Source organism: Rhodococcoides fascians A25f, from assembly GCF_000760935.2.
Lineage (GTDB): Bacteria > Actinomycetota > Actinomycetes > Mycobacteriales > Mycobacteriaceae > Rhodococcoides.
In genome coordinates, this window is the sequence record NZ_CP049744.1 from 3,252,701 (window position 1) to 3,274,260 (window position 21,560).

23 protein-coding genes and 1 pseudogene are annotated in these 21,560 nt (G+C 64.6%); 10 read left to right on the forward strand and 14 right to left on the reverse strand.

Annotation, left to right across the window (positions count from 1 at the left end; genetic code table 11):
• Positions 1–45: 45 nt before the first annotated feature.
• Entirely contained in the window at positions 46–405 is a 360-nt protein-coding gene (locus BH93_RS15275) for an NADH-quinone oxidoreductase subunit A (protein WP_037173967.1), read from the reverse strand.
• A gap of 290 nt (positions 406–695) precedes the next feature.
• Here BH93_RS15275 and BH93_RS15280 point away from each other — a divergent pair, with 290 nt between their 5' ends.
• Positions 696–1,409 carry an aquaporin gene (locus tag BH93_RS15280; RefSeq protein WP_037173968.1) on the forward strand — a complete coding sequence of 238 codons (714 nt, stop codon included), beginning with the start codon at positions 696–698 and terminating at the stop codon, positions 1,407–1,409.
• A gap of 1 nt (position 1,410) precedes the next feature.
• On the opposite strand, the gene BH93_RS15285 is transcribed toward BH93_RS15280, so the two are convergent.
• Together BH93_RS15285 and BH93_RS15290 are read right to left on the reverse strand one after the other, a co-directional pair.
• Entirely contained in the window at positions 1,411–1,851 is a 441-nt protein-coding gene (locus BH93_RS15285; RefSeq protein WP_037174388.1) for a chemotaxis protein CheY, read from the reverse strand.
• A gap of 80 nt (positions 1,852–1,931) precedes the next feature.
• On the reverse strand, positions 1,932–2,582 hold the full coding sequence (locus BH93_RS15290; RefSeq protein ID WP_052065104.1) for an AMIN-like domain-containing (lipo)protein: 651 nt from the start codon (positions 2,580–2,582) through the stop codon (positions 1,932–1,934).
• 98 nt (positions 2,583–2,680) lie between these two features.
• Here BH93_RS15290 and BH93_RS15295 point away from each other — a divergent pair, with 98 nt between their 5' ends.
• The gene (locus BH93_RS15295; protein ID WP_032377097.1) at positions 2,681–2,956 is read left to right on the forward strand and encodes a hypothetical protein; all 276 of its coding nucleotides are present in this window, start codon (positions 2,681–2,683) and stop codon (positions 2,954–2,956) included.
• Positions 2,957–2,964: 8 nt separating this feature from the next.
• Here BH93_RS15295 and BH93_RS15300 read toward each other — a convergent pair whose 3' ends face one another.
• Both BH93_RS15300 and BH93_RS15305 read right to left on the reverse strand, forming a co-directional pair.
• The gene (locus BH93_RS15300) at positions 2,965–5,247 is read right to left on the reverse strand and encodes an FHA domain-containing protein (RefSeq protein WP_037173970.1); all 2,283 of its coding nucleotides are present in this window, start codon (positions 5,245–5,247) and stop codon (positions 2,965–2,967) included.
• 9 nt (positions 5,248–5,256) lie between these two features.
• Positions 5,257–5,691 carry a hypothetical protein gene (locus BH93_RS15305; protein WP_032377095.1) on the reverse strand — a complete coding sequence of 145 codons (435 nt, stop codon included), beginning with the start codon at positions 5,689–5,691 and terminating at the stop codon, positions 5,257–5,259.
• A gap of 66 nt (positions 5,692–5,757) precedes the next feature.
• Here BH93_RS15305 and BH93_RS15310 point away from each other — a divergent pair, with 66 nt between their 5' ends.
• Positions 5,758–6,549, forward strand: coding sequence for a 2-phosphosulfolactate phosphatase (locus BH93_RS15310; protein WP_037173972.1), 792 nt, complete (start codon positions 5,758–5,760; stop codon positions 6,547–6,549).
• Between the two features lie 70 nt (positions 6,550–6,619).
• Positions 6,620–7,363 carry a polyprenol monophosphomannose synthase gene (locus tag BH93_RS15315; protein ID WP_032403616.1) on the forward strand — a complete coding sequence of 248 codons (744 nt, stop codon included), beginning with the start codon at positions 6,620–6,622 and terminating at the stop codon, positions 7,361–7,363.
• Between the two features lie 18 nt (positions 7,364–7,381).
• Here BH93_RS15315 and BH93_RS15320 read toward each other — a convergent pair whose 3' ends face one another.
• Positions 7,382–8,179 carry an SDR family oxidoreductase gene (locus BH93_RS15320; RefSeq protein ID WP_037173973.1) on the reverse strand — a complete coding sequence of 266 codons (798 nt, stop codon included), beginning with the start codon at positions 8,177–8,179 and terminating at the stop codon, positions 7,382–7,384.
• Positions 8,176–8,849: pseudogene (locus BH93_RS15325) on the reverse strand (lysophospholipid acyltransferase family protein). Before BH93_RS15325 ends, BH93_RS15320 begins: the two are co-directional and overlap by 4 nt.
• A 53-nt stretch (positions 8,850–8,902) precedes the next feature.
• On the opposite strand from BH93_RS15325, the gene BH93_RS15330 reads away from it, so the two are divergent.
• Positions 8,903–9,475 (forward strand): TetR/AcrR family transcriptional regulator, encoded by a 573-nt coding sequence (locus BH93_RS15330; protein ID WP_037173974.1) that lies wholly within the window; start codon positions 8,903–8,905, stop codon positions 9,473–9,475.
• On the opposite strand, the gene BH93_RS15335 is transcribed toward BH93_RS15330, so the two are convergent.
• The 4 genes from BH93_RS15335 to BH93_RS15350 form a co-directional block, all read right to left on the reverse strand.
• On the reverse strand, positions 9,456–10,742 hold the full coding sequence (locus BH93_RS15335; RefSeq protein ID WP_052065105.1) for a M16 family metallopeptidase: 1,287 nt from the start codon (positions 10,740–10,742) through the stop codon (positions 9,456–9,458). The two genes, BH93_RS15330 and BH93_RS15335, sit on opposite strands and share 20 nt — an antisense overlap.
• A 67-nt stretch (positions 10,743–10,809) precedes the next feature.
• Positions 10,810–13,071: a polyribonucleotide nucleotidyltransferase gene (locus tag BH93_RS15340; protein ID WP_032377091.1), complete on the reverse strand. Its 2,262-nt coding sequence runs from the start codon at positions 13,069–13,071 to the stop codon at positions 10,810–10,812.
• Positions 13,072–13,465: 394 nt separating this feature from the next.
• Complete coding sequence (gene rpsO, locus BH93_RS15345; RefSeq protein ID WP_027496764.1) at positions 13,466–13,735, reverse strand: 30S ribosomal protein S15; 270 nt, start codon at positions 13,733–13,735, stop codon at positions 13,466–13,468.
• A 123-nt stretch (positions 13,736–13,858) separates the two neighbouring features.
• A complete protein-coding gene (locus BH93_RS15350; protein WP_176457617.1) occupies positions 13,859–14,827 on the reverse strand; it encodes a bifunctional riboflavin kinase/FAD synthetase in 969 nt (322 codons plus the stop codon).
• A gap of 154 nt (positions 14,828–14,981) precedes the next feature.
• Between BH93_RS15350 and BH93_RS15355 the strand changes: the two genes are divergently transcribed.
• From BH93_RS15355 to BH93_RS15370, 4 genes are read left to right on the forward strand one after another with little or no spacing between them, the layout of a single operon-like run.
• On the forward strand, positions 14,982–15,893 hold the full coding sequence (locus BH93_RS15355; RefSeq protein ID WP_037173975.1) for a metal ABC transporter substrate-binding protein: 912 nt from the start codon (positions 14,982–14,984) through the stop codon (positions 15,891–15,893).
• Positions 15,890–16,714, forward strand: coding sequence for a metal ABC transporter ATP-binding protein (locus BH93_RS15360; protein ID WP_052065106.1), 825 nt, complete (start codon positions 15,890–15,892; stop codon positions 16,712–16,714). The genes BH93_RS15355 and BH93_RS15360 overlap by 4 nt, the downstream gene beginning before the upstream one ends.
• Positions 16,715–16,717: 3 nt before the next feature.
• A complete protein-coding gene (locus tag BH93_RS15365; RefSeq protein ID WP_037173976.1) occupies positions 16,718–17,590 on the forward strand; it encodes a metal ABC transporter permease in 873 nt (290 codons plus the stop codon).
• A gap of 19 nt (positions 17,591–17,609) precedes the next feature.
• On the forward strand, positions 17,610–18,344 hold the full coding sequence (locus BH93_RS15370) for a metal-dependent transcriptional regulator (RefSeq protein WP_032378212.1): 735 nt from the start codon (positions 17,610–17,612) through the stop codon (positions 18,342–18,344).
• Positions 18,345–18,357: 13 nt separating this feature from the next.
• Here the strand turns inward: BH93_RS15370 and truB are convergent, their stop codons facing one another.
• From truB to BH93_RS15385, 3 genes are read right to left on the reverse strand one after another with little or no spacing between them, the layout of a single operon-like run.
• Entirely contained in the window at positions 18,358–19,290 is a 933-nt protein-coding gene (truB, locus tag BH93_RS15375; RefSeq protein ID WP_032403613.1) for a tRNA pseudouridine(55) synthase TruB, read from the reverse strand.
• A 35-nt stretch (positions 19,291–19,325) separates the two neighbouring features.
• Positions 19,326–19,991, reverse strand: coding sequence for a 4'-phosphopantetheinyl transferase family protein (locus tag BH93_RS15380; RefSeq protein ID WP_032377087.1), 666 nt, complete (start codon positions 19,989–19,991; stop codon positions 19,326–19,328).
• Positions 19,988–20,911 carry a metallophosphoesterase family protein gene (locus BH93_RS15385; RefSeq protein WP_032377086.1) on the reverse strand — a complete coding sequence of 308 codons (924 nt, stop codon included), beginning with the start codon at positions 20,909–20,911 and terminating at the stop codon, positions 19,988–19,990. The genes BH93_RS15380 and BH93_RS15385 overlap by 4 nt, the downstream gene beginning before the upstream one ends.
• 243 nt (positions 20,912–21,154) lie before the next feature.
• On the opposite strand from BH93_RS15385, the gene BH93_RS15390 reads away from it, so the two are divergent.
• The gene (locus tag BH93_RS15390) at positions 21,155–21,553 is read left to right on the forward strand and encodes a TOBE domain-containing protein (protein ID WP_032377085.1); all 399 of its coding nucleotides are present in this window, start codon (positions 21,155–21,157) and stop codon (positions 21,551–21,553) included.
• Positions 21,554–21,560 lie beyond the last annotated feature (7 nt).

Below are 21,560 nucleotides of genomic sequence, written 5' to 3' on the forward strand. Positions count from 1 at the left end.
CTTTCGCTTTCGCAGAATTGAGAACAAGCACCGTTCTTCGTCGAATCAGTCCCAACCGAGTCCGCCTCGCCGCCACTCGTAGACGTAGGCGACCGACACGTTGACGACGAACAGCGCCATGGCGACGAGCCCGAATGCTCCCAACACGTCGAGGTGGACCGCCCACGGATAGAGGAAGACGATCTCGATGTCGAAGATGATGAACAGCATCGCGGTCAGGTAGAACTTCACCGGAAATCGTTGGCCCGTAGGCGCATGCATCGTCGGCTCGATACCGCATTCGTAGGCGTCGAATTTGGCGCGGTTGTATCGCGCGGGCCCCACCATGGTGCCGACCATCACCGAGAACACCGCGAAAGCGATCGCAATGACACCGAGAACGAGAATCGGAACGTAGGCGTTCATTCGGGCATCCGCTCCCTCGATCGACGTCCGCGCCGACGCGAGGTAAATGCGACGACCGTACCAATGTGACCTGAAACACACAGTATGGGTTCGGTACGGATCTCGCGGGATTTCGAGCAGTCGAGTTTCGTAAACCGTTGACGCGCATGGGTCACCCGCCCTCGGACCTCCTTCTTCGATGTGATCCATATCACTCTGCCGCCACATGCGGTCCATGCAGCGGATGACGACCAATCTCCGAACATTTCCGGCCGCCCGACCCGGGCTGCCGGCATCACGAAGGAGACACGATGAAGTCGATTTCCATCTCAGCGCTCGCCGCGGAGGGACTCGGCACTGCCCTGCTGGTCATTTTCGGTGTCGGCACTGCCGTCATCGCCGGAGACACCGTCGGGACCCCTGGCATCGCACTGGCGTTCGGGCTCACCTTGCTCGCCCTCGTCTACGCGATCGGCCCGATCTCCGGCTGCCACATCAACCCGGCCGTGACGATCGGAGCCCTGATAGCTCGCGCCATCACCCCGATCAAGGCTGTGTTCTACATCGCCGCCCAGGCGGTCGGTGCAGTGATCGGCGCGCTGATCGTGCTGGTGGTCGCGTCCGGCCGTCCCGGATACGACATGTCGTCGGACGGTCTGGGCACCAATGGATTCGGCACCTCCTCGCCCGGAGAATACGGGCTGGCGTCGGTAGCGGTGTTCGAGACGATCGCGACCGGCCTACTCGTCCTCGTCGTACTGGCCACCACGGCCCCCACCGTTCACCCCGTCGTGGCGGCCGGCATCCCGATCGGCCTGACCCTGACCGTGGTCCACCTGCTTGGCATCGGAATCGATTCGACCTCGGTCAACCCTGCTCGGTCCTTCGGCCCAGCCCTCGTCGCCGGCGGTCCTGCCCTGTCACAACTGTGGGTGTTCGTGGTGTTTCCCGTGCTCGGAGCGGTCATAGCCGGCTCGATCCACCGGTTCGTGCTGACGGTGCCCGCATCGGAAAAGACGGTCTGACCTACCGCGATCGAGAGACCGAAGCATCGACGCGTACCGAGCGCTGCCTCAGCAGATCGACCACTGCCCGTCCCAGCCGGATCGGATCCAAGGGGTGGGGAACGGCGGCCTCGGCGCGTGACCAGTCTGCCAACCACCTGTCGTCGGGGCGTCCGATGAGAACCAGCACCGGCGGGCACGGGTCGATCTCGTCCTTGAGCTGCTTCGCCAGGCCGAGGCCCCCGACGGGCGAGGACTCACCGTCGAGGACGGCCAAGTCGACTCCGCCCGCATCCAAGTGCTCGATGACGACGGCCGCCGTAGCGACGTCCACGTAGTCGATCTCGCCAAGCGCCGGATCCGGTCGAGTTCCCACTGCAGACTTCACCTGAGCGCGAGTCTCGGCGTTGCTGCTGTAGACGAGCACCCGCACACGAGCTGGTCGATCAGTGGCGTCGGACACACCGGCGATGCTACCGCGCGGCCGACGAGGAGGGGCCGAAACAGCCAGGGCGGAAGTGCATTCGACGTTCACAGTGTCGATCAGGATGCGATGGTGACGACCACCGCGGCGGGATTTTCCGTGGTGGTCACCGTGAACTCGGGTCGATCGGTACCCACACCGATGAACGACTGCGAGATTCCGCCGGGATCGGCCAGAAAGTCGACCGAGACCACGGCGGAACCTGCATCGTTGCGAATTCGTTCCGGCCCGGCATAAGCCGCCACGCTGTCATCGGATTCCGTCGACGTGCCCGACAGGTCGACCTGCACTATCGATTTCCCGGGCACCGCGACGGGTTCACTCGTGCCGTACCGCACCGCCTCGTCGACGTACCTCACGGTGTACGACACCGGACCGTTGCCTTCCAGCCGATATTCGACGGCCGAAGCCCCAACGAACACGACATCGGTGACACCGACCGGCGACATTCCCGGGTAACGGGCACCTTCGAGACTCGGAGGAAGCTCGTCGACGTAGGGAATCACGGCCGTTGGCGCTGCGGTGGGACCCGGAACAGCGAACGGATCTCCGACCACAAGAGAACCCGTGATCGTGGTGTAGTTCGTGCTTGCCGAGACCTCGTCCACTCGAGGTGTCACGTCACCGCCGGAGCAGCCCGCAAGTAGGGCGACCAGCAGTGAGCAGGCCGCCAAGGACGCGGCCGGCTCGCTGCGGTGACCTTCGTGCATCGACGTACCGTACCGAAGAAACCGTTCGGTTCGGTAGTGGTGCTTCGACGCGATTCGGTCACGATCGCGCCGACGGTCGATCCTGCTAGCGTCGGAGCATGGAGCCGAAAAGCTATTCGTCCGGTGAGCGTGTGTTCGGTCCTCCCAACGGGACGTTCGACGCAGATTGGGCTGCGACAGCACTACGGTCCAACCGCCCCGAATTGGATCATCCCACCTCGGTTCGGCTCGTCGAACAGGCCTGGGAGCTCCTTCGGTCACAGGGACTTCGCGGCGAAGGTCTCACCCGGGCACTCGACCTGGAGCCCGAACTGGCCGCCGCGGTCTCTGCGGTCGCCACCGAGACCGCAGAGCTCTACCTCGACCCCCGGTAGCCGCCCGGTCAGGTTCTGTGGAGCCGATGCCGCACCAGGGAGAACATCAGACCGCCGAGGATCGTCAGCATCAGCATGCTCAGAATCCACTGTGCCGGCTCGTGTTGCCACAGCACGTCCTGTTGCGCGGAGGGGACGTGTGACCGGACGTCGACCGTCGATGCCCCCGCCGCGAACCCCCACCGCGCGGGCAGCAGCCACGACAGTTGATCGAGCACGATGCGTCCGGTCACCGGAATCAAGCCACCGCACAGTACGAGTTGCGCCATCACCGTGACCACCATCATCGGCATGACCTGCTCTGCGGATTTCGCCATCGCCGACAACGCCAGTCCGAGTATCGCCGAACACGCAGTGGTGGCTGCGATCACGAGCGTCAATTCGATTGCGCCACTGTGCACGAAAGAACCGGGCAGTAGCGACGCGGATTCGGGACGCCCCTTACCCAGCAGTACCAGTGACACCAGGACCAGCGCCTGTATCACCGCCACCGCGCCGAACACCGCCGTCTTCGCCACCAGGTAGGCGCCGGGGTCGAGGCCTGCCGCACGCTCGCGCCGAAATATGGTGCGCTCGCCCACCAGATCACGCGCCGACAGCGACAGTCCCATGAAGCAGGCACCCACGATCAGCAGCACCATGATCTGCACGGGTTCGGTCGGCGCGTCCTGACCCGCTGCTCCGAACCCGCTGCTGCCCGGAACGACCAGCGCCAGCACACCGAGCAGCACCGGCAGCACGGTCAAGAAGAGAAAGTAACCGCGATCCGCGGCGATGAGACGCAACTGTCGACGGGCGACGGTATCGAGTTGTCGACGGAAGGTCGTCGGGGAACCAGTCCGGTCCGCGTCCACCGATCCGGTTCTCGGTGCGGGCGGCGGCTGCGGACGGCGCGGTCGCCGCGCTCTGTATGCGTCGAACACCGAATCCGGATCTGCGGCGACCGCAGCGAACGCGTCGGCCCAGTCCGCAGTACCCAGAGCCTCTCCCACCTCCCCAGCCGGACCGCGATAGGCCGTCTTCCCACCTGGCGCGAGAAGCAACACCTGGTCGCACATGTCGAGGTACGTCACCGAGTGAGTCACGACGATCACGACGCGCCCGGCGTCGGCCAACTGTCGCAGCATCGCCATGACCTGACGATCGAGAGCTGGATCGAGACCGGAGGTCGGTTCGTCGAGGATGAGCAGTGATGGGCCGGTGAGCAATTCGAGCGCAACCGATGCGCGTTTCCTCTGCCCACCGGACAGGGCGTCGATTCGGGTGTTCGCATGCTCGGTCAGAGACAGCTCGGCGAGGACACCCGCGACGACAGCGGCCCGGTCCGATGCCGTGGTGTCGGGTGGGAGGCGAAGCTCGGCCGCGTAGGTGAGCGCCTGCGTCACGGTCAGTTGTCGGTGCAGCACATCGTCCTGTGGAACCATGCCGATGCGTCCGCGAAGGGCCGGGTACTCCGCATGTACGTCGTGACCGTCGAACATCACCGAGCCGGTGGTCGGCGCGATCACACCGGAAACGACCGTGGACAGCGTCGACTTGCCTGCGCCGGACGGTCCGATCAACGCGGTCAGCGTTCCGTGTGCAGCGTCGAGGTCGACCTCGGTCAGGAGCGTCGTGTTGCTCCCCACGACCAGTCCGACTCCGTGCACAACGAGACCGTCACCTGTCGTTTCGGCCGTCCTGGGCACGATGGCTCGGTCGACGACGAGAAAATCCACGTTCCCGATCGTGAACACCTGCCCGTCGAGCAGCTGCGTCGAGGTGACGCGGTGCCCGCCGACGTACGTGCCGTTCATGCTGCCGAGATCCTCGAGACACAATCCGTCCTGCCCCGCCGACACCCTGGCGTGCCTGCGCGAGACGAGAACGTCGGACACCACGACGTCGTTGTCGTCGGTGCGGCCGAGGGTCACGCCGGTCATCGGAACCGTGATCGGCACGTTGGGTCGAGCGAGAACGTACGCCGTCGAATCCAGCGGTTCGGTATTCGGGACGATGGTCAGCAGAGGGCCCGATCGCGGGTCACCGAGGCGTACGTCGACGGGGGCGAACACCGCGAGGGCATCGGAGATCGGCGAACCGTCGACGAAGGTTCCGTTGGCACTCCCGGTGTCTCGGATCGACCACCGACCGCGCCACACCAGCTCGGCATGATGTCTCGAGACGAGCGGGTCGTGCACCGGCAGCAGATGACCGTCGTCTCGGCCGATAGTCACCGGAACTGCACCGTCGAACGTTCGGTGCACCGACCCGATGCGCACCGTCACCGACGGAATCCCCCGACTGTCCATGGGCGGATCCTAGTTCGGCCCGAAGAACTGCTCGACGACGAACCCGGCGACGAGCACCGCCGTTCCGCCGATCTCTCCGACGATCAGCGCGTACATGAACACGTGCGTTCCGGGAACAGGCTGGACGAATTGATTCTCGGTGTCCCGGCGGACTCCGTGCACGGTGTATCCGGCGATCGCACCCACGAAGAACAGCAACACCACCGATGCGGCGGTCAGATCGACCGGAACCGGCCAGGCACTGAAGTGCGCCAGCACTGCCAGCACCAGCGCGGCGAACGAGTACATCAGCGCCGCTCGATGGGCGATGTCGACGTATCGATGCGCCGTCCCGTCCGCCGAGGTCGACATCTGGCGATATTTCAGCACCCCCAACCCCAGAGCCCACAGCAACAGAAGACCGGCCGCAAGGACGATCACCTTCGTATCCAGCTCCAACTGCATCTTCGCCTCCCCCACTCGATTACGCGCCGAAGGTAGCACCGTCGCCTGCTTTGTTACCGTTCGGCAATGCCTGTCGATCCCGGACTGTCCCAGCGCGCGCACGGAGTCAGATTCGAGTGGGGTCTCTCGGGGGCCGATGCCATCGTCGACGGGGCGGACATCGCCGTGATCGTCGACGTCCTGTCGTTCACGACGACGCTGACGGTGGCGATGGATGCGGGTATCGACGTGATTCCGTGCCGATGGCGCGACGACCGAGCTTCGCAGCTGGCCGAGGAGTTCGACGCGGTCCTCGCCGTCGGCCGTTCGGCAGGCTCACCGGGCCGGATCAGCCTGTGCCCGGCCAGTATCCGAAACACTCCACCACCCGCCCGTCTGGTGTTGCCGTCACCCAACGGCTCCACCATCGCCTACGAACTCGCGAGCCGGGCCGGGCTGTGCATAGGCGCATCGTTGAGAAATGCCGCGGCGGTCGCGACGTGGATACGTGCCGAGAACCCGACCGCCGTGATTGCCGTCATAGCGTCCGGTGAACGGTGGCCCGACGCATCACTGCGTCCCGCAGTCGAGGACCTGTGGGGTGCGGGTGCGGTCATCGCCGAACTTCTCGATTCCGGAGCAGCCGACGCGTCTGCGGAGGCGGTGGCGGCAGCAGCGGCGTGGCGGGCCGTGAAGCAGAGCGTGGGCTCCGAGCTGCTGCGATGCGCGTCCGGACAGGAACTGAACGCGATGGGGCATCCCGAAGACGTGGTGATCGCCGCCGAGACCGGCTCGACTGGCTGCGTTCCGATTCTGCGCGACGGAATGTTCGTCGACGCAAGTCGTCGACGGACGATCGCGGGATCGACAGAGGGCTGAAACGCCGAACCGACACGGCCGATCATGTCCGATATTTGGATCGGGACCCCTGATCACGGATCATACGGTGGTGAGTACGGAACGAGTCGCCCCGAAGACCACCGTCGTTGTACCGACGTACAACGAGCGCGAGAACCTCCCCAAGCTCGTCGAGTTGCTCGCCGGGTTGAAGGTGGAAGGGCTCGGCGTGCTGGTCGTCGACGACAATTCACCCGACGGTACCGGCGACATCGCCGACAAACTGGCCATCGACGGCCCTCTCGACATCAGTGTTCTCCACCGCACCGAGAAGAACGGTCTCGGCCGCGCATACGTCGCGGGCATGACGCGGGCTCTCGACGAAGGCGCGGACATCGTGATCCAGATGGATGCCGATCTCTCGCACCCCACCGAGGTGATCCCGGCGATGATCGACAAGCTGAACACCACCGATGCGGCCGTGGTTCTCGGATCGCGATACGTTCCCGGCGGTGCCGTTGCCGCAGATTGGCCCTGGCACCGCAAAGCGCTCTCGGCATGGGCGAACTTCTACGTCAACACGATCCTGCGACTCGGCGTCAAGGACGCGACGGCAGGATTCAAAGCATGGCACGCGCGCACCCTGCGCACCATCGATGTGGCGTCGGTCGAGAGCAACGGGTACGCGTTCCAGGTCGAGATGAACTACCGGACCGTCAAGCACGGCCTCACTCTCGCCGAGGTGCCGATCACGTTCGAGGAGCGTAGCGAGGGCGAATCCAAGATGAGCCTGTCGGTCCAGCTCGAATCCGCCTTGGTGCCCTGGAAGTTGTTGCTGGGCAAGAAGAAGCTGTAACCGGCGCACCGGCCGCCATCACGGCGTGAAGCGTCGGAATCCGCCTTCGGCCCCGATGACCTGACCGGTGATCGAACCCGAATCGGGCGAGAGCAACATCGCCACGACGGCCGCGGCCTCTTCCGGTGAGTTCCACCGACCGCGCGGCATGTGACGCTCTACGAATTCGTTCAGATCTGCGCTGGCCCAGCCGGTATCGGTGGGACCCGGATTGATCGTGTTGACCGTGATGCCTCGCTCGATCACCGCATCGGCCAGGGTCGGGGTGATCGACGCGATGGCACCCTTGCTCACCGCGTAGGGAATCTCTGTCGGCATGGGCCCCTGGTCCTGGCCAGAGGTGAACAGTACGACGCGACCACCGTCGGGATGATCGACGTAGCGCCGCGCGAATTCCTGCACCAGAAGCAGAGACGCTCGCACATTCACCGCCCACGTCCGGTCGAGCGACTCCGCCGTCATCGAACCCAGATCACCCAGCTGCGACCGCGCGTGGTTGACCACCAGAGAATCGATGCTGCCGAGCGTGGATTCAGCCGCGTCGAACAGGGTTGCCGGTGCCGCCGGATCGACGAAATCGATGTCGAGGTGGCCGAGCCTGTCGGTGGCAGTGGACAACTCGGCCAACACCTCCTGCGCTCCCGGTGTACCGGCTCCCCAGGGTTCGGTGACGTCGTAGCCGTCGCACGAGTGCGCAAAGACGCGGGTGCTCTCGCCTTTCAACAGCCGGCGGGTGATGGCGAAACCGATTCCCTCCCGCCGACCGACGCCGGTGACGAGGACTGTTCTGCCACGTGCCTGCGCGTCCGAGGTCATGCCGCGTCCTTGACCGTCGCGGCGTACACGTCCACGTACTCCTGCCCCGACAGGGTCGCCAGCGCTGCCATCACCTCATCGGTGGTAGCCCGCAGAATGGCTCTACTGTTCTCTCCCCCTGCGTATCTCGTGAAATCCAATGGTTCGCCGACGACCATGCGCACCTTTCCCGGCCGCCACATCCTCGAACCCACCGGGTTGACTCCGAGCGTCCCGTGCATCACCACCGGCACGACGGGCGCTCCGGTCTCGATCGCCACTCTCGCCAGCCCGGTCTTGCCCTTGTACAACCGTCCGTCGGGAGATCGCGTCCCTTCCGGATACACCGCCCACACTTTCCGTTGTCGCAGAATGCTTTTCGCAGCATCGAGCGCTGGAGCAGAAGCATCCGCCCGCGGCGGTCGACGGGAACCTGACCAGTCGCGCTGTAGAACCAACGAAGCGCCGCGCCCTTGATGCCCCTGCCGGTGAAGTACTCGCTCTTGGCGATGAACGTGACCCGGCGACGAACCAGGAGGACGAGAAAGAACGAGTCGACGACCGTGAGGTGGTTGCCGGCGATGATCACCGGTCCCGTCGTCGGGAGATTGCCTCCACCGACCACCGACGGACGTCCGAGAACTCGGAGAATCGGGCCGATCAACACATATTTGAAGAGCAGATACCACATCGATCGTTCCTCTCGGCTGGACAACCTCTCGGCCGAGAGTAGACAATGTCTACGTGCCAGACAACCTCCGGACGCGGCTGATCGACGCGGGTGTACGCCTACTCGACAGCGAAGGGTTGGAAGGGTTGACCATCAGAGCGGTCACTCGCGAGGCCGGTGTCTCGCACGGCGCTCCCAGACGGTACTTTCCGACGCTGAGCGCACTCGCCGCGGCCGTGGCCCGAGTCGGCCTCGTCGACCTCGGGGCCGCGCTGAGTTCTGCTGCACAACAGTCGGATTCACCCCGAGATGCACTGGATTCGATGGCGCACGCGTACGTGCAATTCGCAGCGCAGCGCCCGGCGATGTTCGCTCTCATCTTTCGACACGACATGCTCGTGGGCTCGGGCGAGAATCTGCGGCAACAATCGCGCCCCCTCTTCGAAGCACTCACCTCGACACTCGGTGCCGTCGCGCCGGAGAATCCACAGTTCACAGCGATGAGACTGTGGACCTCCGTGCACGGAATAGCCGCGCTGCACTCCACCCGAGCATTCGAGCCGATCACCGACAGCTCGGCAGTACCGGACCTGATCCGCTGTGCAGTGCGCGACGTGATCGCAGACGCTATCGGACCAGGGACCTGACCGATGCCGGCAACTGACGAGCGTTCCTGTACGGACCGACCACCGCGGCACCGAACGGACGATCGAGCAGCACGGCGGCGACCTCGCGTACCTCGTCGTTGCCGACGCTGTCGATACGCGAGAGCGTGTCGGTGATGTCGCGGTGATTGCCGTAGTTCAGTTCGCTGCGACCGATACGGTTCATCCGGGAACCCGAATCTTCCAGGCCCAGAACCAGTCCGCCGCGCAACGAGCCCTTCGCGCGAGCACACTCCGCATCGGTGATGCCCTCGGCCGCAACCTTGGCCAAGACCTCACGAATCACCGTGGTGACCTCGCCGAGGTTCTCCGGCTGGCATCCCGCGTACACCGAGAACGCACCGCTGTCGGCAAACGTGTCCACCGAGGAGTACACCGAGTAAGCCAGTCCGCGCTCTTCCCTGATCTCCTGGAACAGGCGAGAACTGAGCCCACCGCCGACAGCCGAATTGAGCACGGACAACGCCCAGCGATGCCCTTCGTGTCGACCGAACGCCCGCACACCCAGGCACAGATGCGCCTGCTCGCTGTCACGGGTGGTCAGGCTCAACGTGGGAGCGTTGCGCAATCGTGCTGTGCCACCGCGCCTTTCGGCCGGCCGCACACCCTTCTCCAGATGGCCGGAGAATGCGCGGCGCACGAGCGAGACGATCTGCTTGTGATCGACGTTGCCTGCGACCGCCACGACCATGCGCTGCGGGGTGTAGCGGCGAACGTGAAACGAGTGCAGTTGGGAACGGGTCATCGATTCGATGGATTCGACGGATCCGATGATCGGACGTCCGATGGGGTGATCACCGAACATCGCTTCCAGGAAGGCATCTCCCAGCAGATCCTCGGGATCGTCGTCGCGCATGGAGATCTCTTCGAGAACCACCTGCCGCTCGACGTCCACATCTGCCGATCTACACCGACCGCGAAGCACCACATCGCTGACCAAATCGATGGCGAGTGCCACGTCCTCGTCGAGCACGTGCGCATAGAAACACGTGCTCTCCTTGGAGGTGAATGCGTTCAGCTCTCCACCGACACCATCCATCACCTGGGCGATCTCGAGCGCACTGCGCGTCGGCGTCGACTTGAACAGCAGATGTTCGAGGAAGTGCGCGGCTCCGGCAACACTCGGTTGCTCGTCGCGTGAGCCCACTCCGACCCACACTCCGACCGACGCCGAGCGAACGCCGGGAACGAACTCGGTGACGACCCGAAGCCCGCCGGGCAGAGTCGTGCGTTGCACGCCGGCATCGATGGCGACGTTGTCCGAAACGGCCGAACGGTACGACCCGAGGGGACGTACCGTTCGGCTCGGTTGCTTCTTACTCAGCGCTGACCTCGGCGGGTGCCTCGGGAGCGTCGGCAGGAGCAGCTGCGTTGTCGTCTTCGACGGGAACGAGGCTGATCTTGCCGCGGTTGTCGATATCGGCGATCTCGACGCGCAACTTGGATCCGACGCTCACGACGTCCTCGACCTTGTTGATGCGCTTGCCGTTACCGAGCTTCGAGATGTGCACCAGCCCGTCGCGGCCCGGAAGCAGCGAGACGAATGCACCGAAAGCCGTTGTCTTGACGACGGTTCCGAGGAATCGCTCGCCGACCTTCGGCAGCTGCGGGTTGGCGATGGCGTTGATCATGTCGATCGCAGCCTGTGCGGACGGGCCGTCCGCTGCACCGACGTAGACAGTGCCGTCATCTTCGATCGAGATGTTGGCACCGGTCTGCTCGGTGATGGAGTTGATCATCTTGCCCTTGGGCCCGATGACCTCGCCGATCTTGTCGACCGGCACCTTGATCGCGGTGACGCGAGGTGCGTACGGGCTCATCTCGTCCGGGGTGTCGATGGCCTCGGCCATGACCTCGAGGATCGTCGTGCGAGCATCCTTGGCCTGCGACAGCGCGCCGGCGAGCACCTTGGAGGGGATGCCGTCGAGCTTGGTGTCGAGCTGCAGCGCCGTGACGAAGTCCTTGGTTCCGGCGACCTTGAAGTCCATGTCTCCGAACGCATCCTCGGCACCGAGGATATCGGTGAGGGCGACGTAACGGGTCTCGCCGTCGACCTCGTCGGACACCAGGCCCATGGCAATTCCGGCAACCGGGGCACGCAGCGGCACACCGGCATTGAGCAGCGACAGGGTCGATGCGCAGACCGAGCCCATCGAGGTCGAGCCGTTGGAGCTCAGTGCCTCGGAGACCTGGCGGATCGCGTACGGGAACTCTGCCTGGCTGGGCAGAACCGGCAGCAGAGCGCGCTCGGCGAGCGCGCCGTGACCGATCTCGCGACGCTTCGGCGAACCGACGCGGCCGGTCTCACCGGTGGAGTACGGCGGGAAGTTGTAATGGTGCATGTATCGCTTGGACGTCTCGGGCCCGAGCGAGTCGACCTGCTGCGCCATCTTGACCATGTCGAGGGTGGTGACGCCAAGGATCTGGGTCTCGCCGCGCTCGAAGAGAGCCGATCCGTGGGTACGCGGGATGATCGCGACCTCGGCGGACAGCGACCGGATGTCGGTGATGCCGCGACCGTCGATACGGAAGTGGTCGGTGAGGATGCGCTGGCGAACCGACTTCTTGGTCAGTGCACGGAATGCGGCACCGATCTCCTTCTCGCGGCCGGCGAAGCTGTCTCCGACCGAGGTGAGAACCTGAGCCTTGACCTCGTCGAGCTTGCTCTCGCGCTCGGCCTTGCCCGCAATGGTCAGCGCCTCGTTCAGCGGGATCTTCGCGGCGTTCTCGACGGCCTCGAAGACGTCCGACTGGTACGCCGGGAAGACCGGGTAGTCGCCGGTGGGCTTGGCGGCCTTGGACGCGAGCTCCTGCTGGGCGGTGCACAGGGCAGCGATGAAGGGCTTCGATGCCTCGAGGCCCTCGGCGACGACTGCTTCGTTGGGTGCGGTAGCGCCGCCCTCGATGAGCTCGATGACGTTCTCGGTGGCCTCGGCTTCGACCATCATGATGGCGACATCTGCGTCGGCACCGGAGCCGGAGACGATGCGGCCCGCGACAACCATGTTGAACACGGCCTTCTCGAGCTGCTCGTTGGTCGGGAAGGCGACCCACTGCTTGTCGATCAGTGCGACGCGAACGCCACCGATCGGGCCGGAGAACGGCAGGCCGGCGATCTGAGTCGAGGCCGATGCCGCGTTGATCGCGACGACGTCGTACAGATCGGCGGGGTTGAGGCTCAGGACGGTGATGACGACCTGGATCTCGTTGCGCAGTCCGTCGACGAACGTCGGACGCAGCGGCCGGTCGATCAGGCGGCAGGTGAGGATGGCGTCGGTGGACGGACGGCCCTCACGGCGGAAGAACGATCCGGGGATCCGGCCCGCGGCGTACATGCGCTCTTCGACGTCGACCGTCAACGGGAAGAAATCGAATCCCTCACGGGGGTGCTTGCCTGCGGTCGTTGCCGACAGCAGCATGGTGTCCTCGTCGAGGTACGCGGCGACTGCGCCCGCGGCCTGCTGTGCGAGTCGTCCGGTCTCGAAACGGATGGTCCGCTTGCCGAACGTGCCGTTGTCGATGATCGCAGTGGCTTCGTAGACGCCTTCTTCGACGTCCAAGGTTGTGGTTTCCGACATGTGTTCTGTTCTCGTCCTCTCGTCTTTGCCGTGCCCGCGTGGACACACCACGAGCCCTCCTGGCTGTGGCGGCATACCTGTGCCGTCCATCTCCGAGATCTCGTCTCGGGACGCGGCTGCGCGGAGGCGGCCATCGATCGAAGCCCACCGGATCTCGTATCCGAAAGGCCACTACCGAAGACCGTCACCACGGCGTGACAGGCATACACGGCGGTGTGCGGATGCCGTGCATCCGCTTTCTCGTGCTGGCGAAACTGTTCTTGCGGTACAAACACAGATAGCCAACGAGGAACAGTCTAAGCACTGCCTCGTTGGCTACTGCACTATTGCTGCGAGTCCGGTGTACACCGGCGCGTCGAACCGTGCATCGGTGACAACCTCGCGTCGATGCGAATTATCGACGCAGACCCAGACGCTCGATGAGCGAGCGGTAGCGGGTGACGTCGACCTTGGCGATGTACTTGAGCAGACGACGACGACGTCCGACCAGCAGCAACAGGCCGCGGCGGGAGTGGTGATCGTGCTTGTGCATCTTGAGGTGCTCGGTCAAGTCGACGATGCGCTTGGTGAGCATTGCAACCTGCGCCTCGGGCGAGCCCGTGTCGGTGGGGTGCAAGCCGTACTCGCCGAGAACGGCCTTCTTCTGTTCGGTGGTCAATGCCACTGGTACTACTCCTGATCAATGACGTCCGCGTGAAAGGAAGCAACGCGTCCCGCCGATCGAACGCGCGGGATCGAAGCCGGTACAGCCGCCGCGGACCGCAGCGAGCACCGAGGGGACAGCCTATCAGGCTGTGCTCGCCGCCAGAATGGAGCGGGCACGATCGGCGTCGCGGCCCATTTCCTCCACGAGCGCTTCCATCGAGTCGAATTTCTCCATTCCGCGCAGCCGCTCGACGAAATCGACCGCCACATGCTGCCCGTACAGGTCGGCCTCACCGTCGAGCACGAACGCCTCGACAGTCCTGGTACGACCCGAGAACGTGGGATTGGTGCCCACCGACACGGCGGCAGGATGTCGCTCCCCCGGCGTGACCGTCCCCATGATCGGACCCGGCCCGAGCACGGTGAACCATGCCGCGTAGACGCCGTCGGCGGGAATGGCCGAGTACATGGGCGGCGCGACATTGGCTGTCGGGTAACCCATTTGGCGACCTCGGCCGTCACCGTGCACAACGACACCCTCGACGCGGTGCGGTCGCCCGAGCGCGGCAGTGGCTGCAGCGACGTCACCGGCGTCCACGCACGATCTGATGTACGTCGAGGAGAACGTCACGGCGTGCTCGGCGAGCAGGTTGACTCCGTCGACTGCGAATCCGGACCGTTCGCCGATCTTGCGCAGCATCGGAACGGTACCGAGTGCCTTCTTCCCGTAGGTGAAGTTCTCGCCGACGACCACCTCGGCAACGTGCAGGCGTTCGATCAGGATCTCGTGGACGTATCGCTCGGGGGTGAGTTTCATCAACTCGGGCGTGAACGGCATGACACAGAACACGTCGATTCCCAGTTCCTCGGCGAGTTCGGCTCGCCTCGTCAGGGTCGTCAACTGAGCAGGATGGCTCCCCGGCCGCACGACTTCCATCGGATGAGGATCGAACGTCATGAGCACGCTGGGAACGCCACGCTTCTTCGCAGCGGCCACCGCTCGGCCGATCAGTTGCGCGTGTCCGCGATGAACGCCGTCGAAGACGCCGATCGTGAGCACGCACCGACCCCAGTCGGCAGGTACATCGTCGAGACCTCGCCATCTCTGCACACCGCGAAGCCTACGGCCCGACGGCCGCTCGGTCACTCTCGGCCAGGCGTGTCGCAGATGGCAGGTATGGACAAAAAGGTATCCCCACGGTAAATATTTCGGTGTGCCTAACTTTTTTCTTCGCTCGAGTGGATTTCGCACTCGACGCGTCGTCGTGAGCTGGGTGGTGGCCGGCCTCCTGGTCGTGGCGTCGACCAGCTGTGCCCGCGCCGTGGGCGACGACGATCGGGCTGCACTCGACGACGGCAGACCGCTCGTACTGACGACGTTCACCGTCCTCGCCGACATGGCCGCGAACGTCGCCGGTGAACACCTGCGAGTGGAATCGATCACAAAACCCGGTGCGGAGATTCACGGTTACGAGCCGACTCCGGGAGACCTCCGCACTGCCGAGCAGGCCGAGCTGATCCTGGACAACGGACTCGGACTCGAATCATGGTTCGCGAAGTTCGTCGAACGTGTTCCCGCACCACACGCCGTGGTGAGTGCGGACGTGGAGCCGGTCTACATTCGCGACGATGCCTACGCCGGCAAGGCCAACCCGCACGCCTGGATGTCGCCGGTCGTCGCCGAGACCTACGTGCAGAACATCGCCGACGCGTTCGTCGCACTCGACCCCGCCAACACCGACGACTACCGAGCGAACGCGGTCGCGTACATCGGACAACTCCGCGAGGTCGGTACCGAACTCGATGCCGACCTCTCCGCACTGCCCGAACGTCAGCGGGCACTCGTCACCTGTGAAGGTGCCTTCGGTTATCTGGCCCGTGACTTCGTCTTGCAGGAGGCCTACCTGTGGCCGGTCAACGCCGAGCAGGAAGGAACGCCGAAGCAGGTGGTGCGCACCATCGATTTCGTTCGCGACAACGCTGTACCAGCCGTGTTCTGCGAGTCGACCGTCTCGGACAAGGCGCAGCTGCAGGTCGCCGAGGACACCGGCGCTCGATTCGGGGGAAAGCTGTACGTCGACTCGCTGAGCGACGCGTCCGGCCCCGTACCCACATACCTGGATCTACTGCGCTACGACGCACGGTTGATCGCCGACGCACTGGTAGGAGAACAATGACCCGGAAGACTGGGACCCAGCACGACAGGGCCCCGCACGAGAACGGAGCAGCGCTGACGGTCGACACCGTCAACGTGCGATACCGCGACGTCGTGGCTCTCGTCGATGCCAGCCTCACGCTCGCACCAGGGCGGGTGTGCGGGTTGGTCGGCATGAACGGATCGGGCAAGTCGACGCTGTTCAAGGCCGTCATGGGCGTGGTCAAGCCCAACTCCGGCTCGATCACCGTGTTCGGCGGCGACCCCGCCCAGGCGCGCAAGGCAGGCACTGTCAGCTATGTGCCCCAGGCGGAATCGGTCGACTGGACGTTTCCGATCAGTGTGCGGGACGTGGTGATGATGGGCCGATACGGAAAGCAGAATCTTCTCCGTACTCCTCGAGCGGCCGATCGGCGCGCCGTCGACGAGGCCCTGCAGCGCGTCGACCTCGCCGATCTCGCGAACCGACAGATCGGCCAGCTCTCGGGTGGCCAACGCAAGCGCGCGTTCGTGGCCCGCGCCATTGCCCAGGAGGCGTCGTTGCTGTTGCTCGACGAGCCCTTCGCCGGAGTGGACAAGAAGACCGAGGCAACCATTACCCGGCTGCTGCGCGAACTGGCAGCAGACGGTGCATCGGTGCTCGTGTCCACTCATGATCTGCATGCCCTGCCGGACCTGTGCGACGAGGCGATCCTGCTCCAACAGCGAGTGCTGATGCACGGCAGTCCGGTCGAGGTACTTCGCCCCGAGAACCTCGCTCTGGCATTCGGCATCGATCCGACGAAGATCGACGAGCTGGGCGCTGGCACTCCACGACCGGCCCGAACCTCGGAAGCGAGCTGAACCGTGTACGTGATCGACTTTCTCGTGGACCCACTCGAGTACACCTTCATGCAACGGGCGCTCCTGGTGACCGTCACCGCTTCGATCGTGTGCGCGGTACTGAGCTGTTGGCTCGTCCTGATCGGCTGGTCTCTGATGGGCGACGCGGTCTCGCACGCCGTTCTGCCCGGTGTCGCGTTGTCGTATCTGCTCGGTGCACCGTTCGCGATCGGAGCGCTGTTGTTCGCTCTCATCGCGGTCGGTGCCATCGGAGTCGTCCGCAACACCACCATCGTCAAGGAGGACGCTGCGATCGGCGTCGTCTTCACCACCTTGTTCGCGCTCGGCGTCGTCCTGATCTCGAAGTTTCCCAGCCAGATCGACCTCAATCACATCCTGTTCGGCAATCTGCTCGGCGTCTCGCAGGCCGACATGGTGCAGGTGTTCGTCCTGGGCGGAATCGCGCTGACCGTCATGATCGTCAAGCGTCGCGACTTCACGCTCTTCGCCTTCGACCGCACCCAGGCACGCGCCGTCGGAATCAATCCCACGGTGATCTCGGCCGTGATGCTGACCCTGCTGGCGCTGACCACCGTGGTTGCACTCCAGGCCGTCGGAGTGATTCTCGTCGTCGCGATGCTCATCACTCCCGGCGCGTCGGCGTACCTGCTCACGCACAGCTTCGGCCGCATGCTCGTGCTGGCACCGCTGATCTCGGTGGGGTGCGCACTGGTGGGGATCTACGCCAGCTTCTACCTCGACGTGTCCTCGGGAGGCAGCGTCGTGCTCACCCAGGGACTCGTCTTCGTGCTTGCCTACCTGCTGAGCCCATCACAGGGCATCGTCGTCCGCGCCCTGCGACAACGCCGACAGGTGCCGGCTGCTCCGGCCGGGTGAGATGTCTTTTTCCATTGGATTGCCTAAGCTCGGCGGCGTGGCGCAACAAAGAACCGATCCCGCACCGGCCGACGAGGGCGTCCAGCTGTCCGCGGTTGCGCAGGACTATCTCAAGGTCATCTGGACGGCCAGCGAATGGAGCGAGGACTCCGTCAGCACCAAGATGCTCTCCGAGCGCATCGGCGTCTCCGCCTCGACGGTGTCCGAGGCGATTCGCAAGCTCGCCGATCAGGGCATGGTCGACCACGCCCGCTACGGAGCCATCTCACTGACCGAGAAGGGTCGCCTGGCTGCCATCGGCATGGTGCGTCGGCACCGGCTGATCGAGACCTACCTGGTCCGCGAACTGGGGTACGGCTGGGACGAAGTGCACGACGAGGCGGAGATTCTCGAACACGCCGTCTCGGACCTGATGATGGACCGGATCGACGCCAAATTGGGCCACCCCGAACGCGATCCGCACGGAGATCCGATTCCGTCGGTCGACGGTGCGATCGAGACTCCGTCCGCGACCCGCCTGAGCGAGTACCTCGACGGACAGTCCGGCCGAGTCGCCAGAATCTCCGACTCCGATCCTGCGATGCTTCGCTACTTCGATTCGGTCGGTATCACGCTCGACCTACCGATCACGGTGATCGAACGACGTGACTACGCCGGCACGGTTGCCATCGAACTCGCGCGGGACGACGCCACGGATTCCATCGACCTCGGCCATCGCGCCGCCGAGGCGATCTGGATGGTTCCCGCGAACTGATTGCCGGGCCGGTTCAGTGCCCGCGCAAGGTCGCGGGCCGCACGACCATGACCGAACTGGCGCGCTTGCCCTTCTCCTGAAGCAGAGCAATGGTGTGACCGGTCGGATCGACGGCCGCGTACACCCCATCGATTCCGATCGGATCCAGCCAGCGGCCCTGGCTCAGTGATTCCGCCTCGCCTGCATCGATCTGCCGGTGCGGAAAAGCGGTGCGTGCGGCCTCGTCGATATCGAGACTGACGGCCGGATCCTCGGCCAACTCCTCGAGTGTCCGCGCATGCTCGAGGGTGAAAGGACCGACGCGTGTGCGGCGCAGCACGGTCAGGTGACCGCCGACGCCCAGCGCCGCACCGAGATCTCGCGCCAGCGCGCGCACGTACGTCCCCGACGTGCACTCCACCTCCACATCGAGGTCGACGAAGGTGGCTTCGTGTTCGACGACATCACGCCTGGCCGTCACATCGAATCGGGTGACACTGACTTTCCGGGCGGCAAGGGTGAACTCCTCGCCGGCTCGAGACAGCTTGTGCGCTCGCTGTCCGTCGACCTTGATGGCACTGACACTCGCCGGCACCTGCTCGATGTCACCGGTCAACGCCGAGATCGCGGTCGCGATGTCCGAATCGGAGAGGTGCGAGGCCGAGACATCCGCCAGAACGTCACCCTCGGCGTCGTCTGTCGTCGTACTGCGGCCGAGCCGCACCGTCGCGGTGTACGACTTGGTGGTCAGTGAGAGCAGTCCGAGCATCTTGGTCGCCCGCTCCACACCAAGCACCAGCACTCCGGTCGCCATGGGGTCGAGAGTTCCCGCGTGGCCGACCTTTCTGGTGCGCAACAATTTTCGACACGACGCCACGACATCGTGACTCGTCACGCCCGGTCCTTTGTCGACCACCAGTAGGCCGGCACCGACGAGACCGGACGAAATCTTTTCGCGAGCACTCACGAGAGAGCATTGTGCCAGGCGCGACCAGCCGGTCGTCACATCACCGAGATTGCCGTCATCACCAGTCCGCCGGCCACCATCCATCGACCGTCGAACGACGTCAGAGGAGGCCCGGAGACGGTATCGCCGGGCACCAGCAGTTCGGATCTGAACGTCCCGGAGATGTCGTCACCTGAGCCGGTGCGCTCGAAGGTGATGTGCGCGTCCTCGAAACCGAGCCACCGTCCGGTCAACGGCTCCCAGGCCTTGTACGTCGCTTCCTTGGCGCAGAACAACACTCGATCCCAGTGCACGTCCTCGCGGCCCGCGGTCGCGAGCCAGTCTCGCTCTGCCTCGAGGCTCACCGCCTCCAGCACACCGTCGGGTAGAGGCCCGTGCGGCTCGGCGTCGATGCCGACCGATCGCACCTGCATCGAGTAGGCCAGTACAGCACCGCGATACCCGTCGCAGTGCGTCAAGGATCCGACCACACCCTTCGGCCACTGTGGCGCACCGGATTTGCCTCGCATGATCGGCGCGGGCTCCACGCCCAGCTTTCCCATCGCCACTCGAGCACAGTGCCGAGCCGAGGTGAACTCACGCTTGCGCTTGTCCACAGCCTTGGCGACCAACGGGGCTTCGAGTGGATGGGGCACCAAATCCGGTGGGTCGACGAACAGTTCGGCCGAGACCACACCGTTCGGAAGTATGGATTCGATCACTTGCCCGCCCTCATCTTCTCTACTTCTGCTTCCATCTCGGGAGTCACGGTGAAGTGCCCGCCCCATTTGTTCAACGACCCCGGCGGATACTCGGGAACCGGAAGAATTTGTCGCAGAACGTTCTTCGGCAGTCCACGTCGCTGCCACTCGCGCGGGTAGCCCACCGACACCTCCTCGAAGCGAACGCCGTCGTAGTAGGTGGTACGCGGAATGTGCAGGTGCCCGTACACCGAGCAGATCGCGTTGTACCTCGTGTGCCAATCCGCCGTGAGAGTCGACCCGCACCACAGCGCGAACTCCGGGTAGAAGAGCACCTCGGTCGGCTGACGGACCATCGGAAAGTGGTTGATCAGCACCGTGGGAACGGTTGTATCGAGGGCATCGAGCCGGTCACGAGTGGCGTCGATGCGCGCATGGCACCACGCATCCCGCGTGGCATACGGCTGCGAGGACAGCAGAAATTCGTCCGTGGCGACGACGTTCTTCTCTCGCGCGATCGCCAGCCCGTGCTCCTTGTCCCGAGCTCCCTGCGGCAGGAAGGTGTAGTCGTACAGCAAAAACATCGGCACTATCGTCGCCGGACCACCCTCTCCCTCCCACAGCAGGTACGGATCCTCCGGAGTGACGACGTCGATCTCACGGCACAGGTTGACCAAGTACTCGTATCGGGCTGCTCCGTGGATCTGGACGGGATCTTTCACCGTCGTCCACAGCTCGTGGTTTCCGGGAACCCAGATGACCTTCGCGAAACGACTGCGCAGCAGTTCGAGCGCCCACTTGATGTCGTCGGTCTTCTCCGACACGTCACCGGCCACGATCAGCCAGTCGTCGGGAGACTCGGGGAAGATGTCCTCGGTGACAGGCCTGTTGCCCCGATGTCCGACGTGAATGTCGCTCACTGCCCACAGCTTCGCTGCCACTGATGACCCCTTCCGATCCGTTCGGCCGTCGACGTCGAGTCGCCGAACCGTCCGAGAACGTATCAACGCTCAATCCTCCACGGAGATTCCGCGGCGCATCCAGGCGGGGTGAAGCGGTAGCTCCCGTCATGACCGACGGTCCCGGCCGCCCTGGAGGCAATCCGGTCGTCTCAACCGCAGATTCGGGTATATGGTGCCTTTCATGACTTTTTTGCGGACGACCAAGACGGCGCGGGTGACGCGATGACGGTGCCTCCGGTCCGCATTCGAGACGCTGCCGCACTGCTCGGCGTCAGTGACGACACCGTGCGGAGGTGGATCGACGGCGGCACACTCGCCTCGTTCGAGGACGAGACAGGGCGCAAGGTGATCGCCGGCAGTGACCTCGCCGCTTATGCCCGCGAGCATGCCGCGCCCCCACCCGAAGTGGCCTCCGGCGGCAGTTCTGCCCGCAACCGACTGGTCGGGCTCGTCACCGGGGTCGTCTCGGACACAGTGATGAGCGAGGTCACCATGCAGTGTGGGCCCTTTTCCATCGTGTCCCTGATGAGTACCGAGTCCGTTCGTGAACTCGGACTGGAGCCGGGCAAGGTGACCGTCGCGGTCGTCAAGGCCACCACGGTCATCGTCGAGACACCCTAGATCGCAG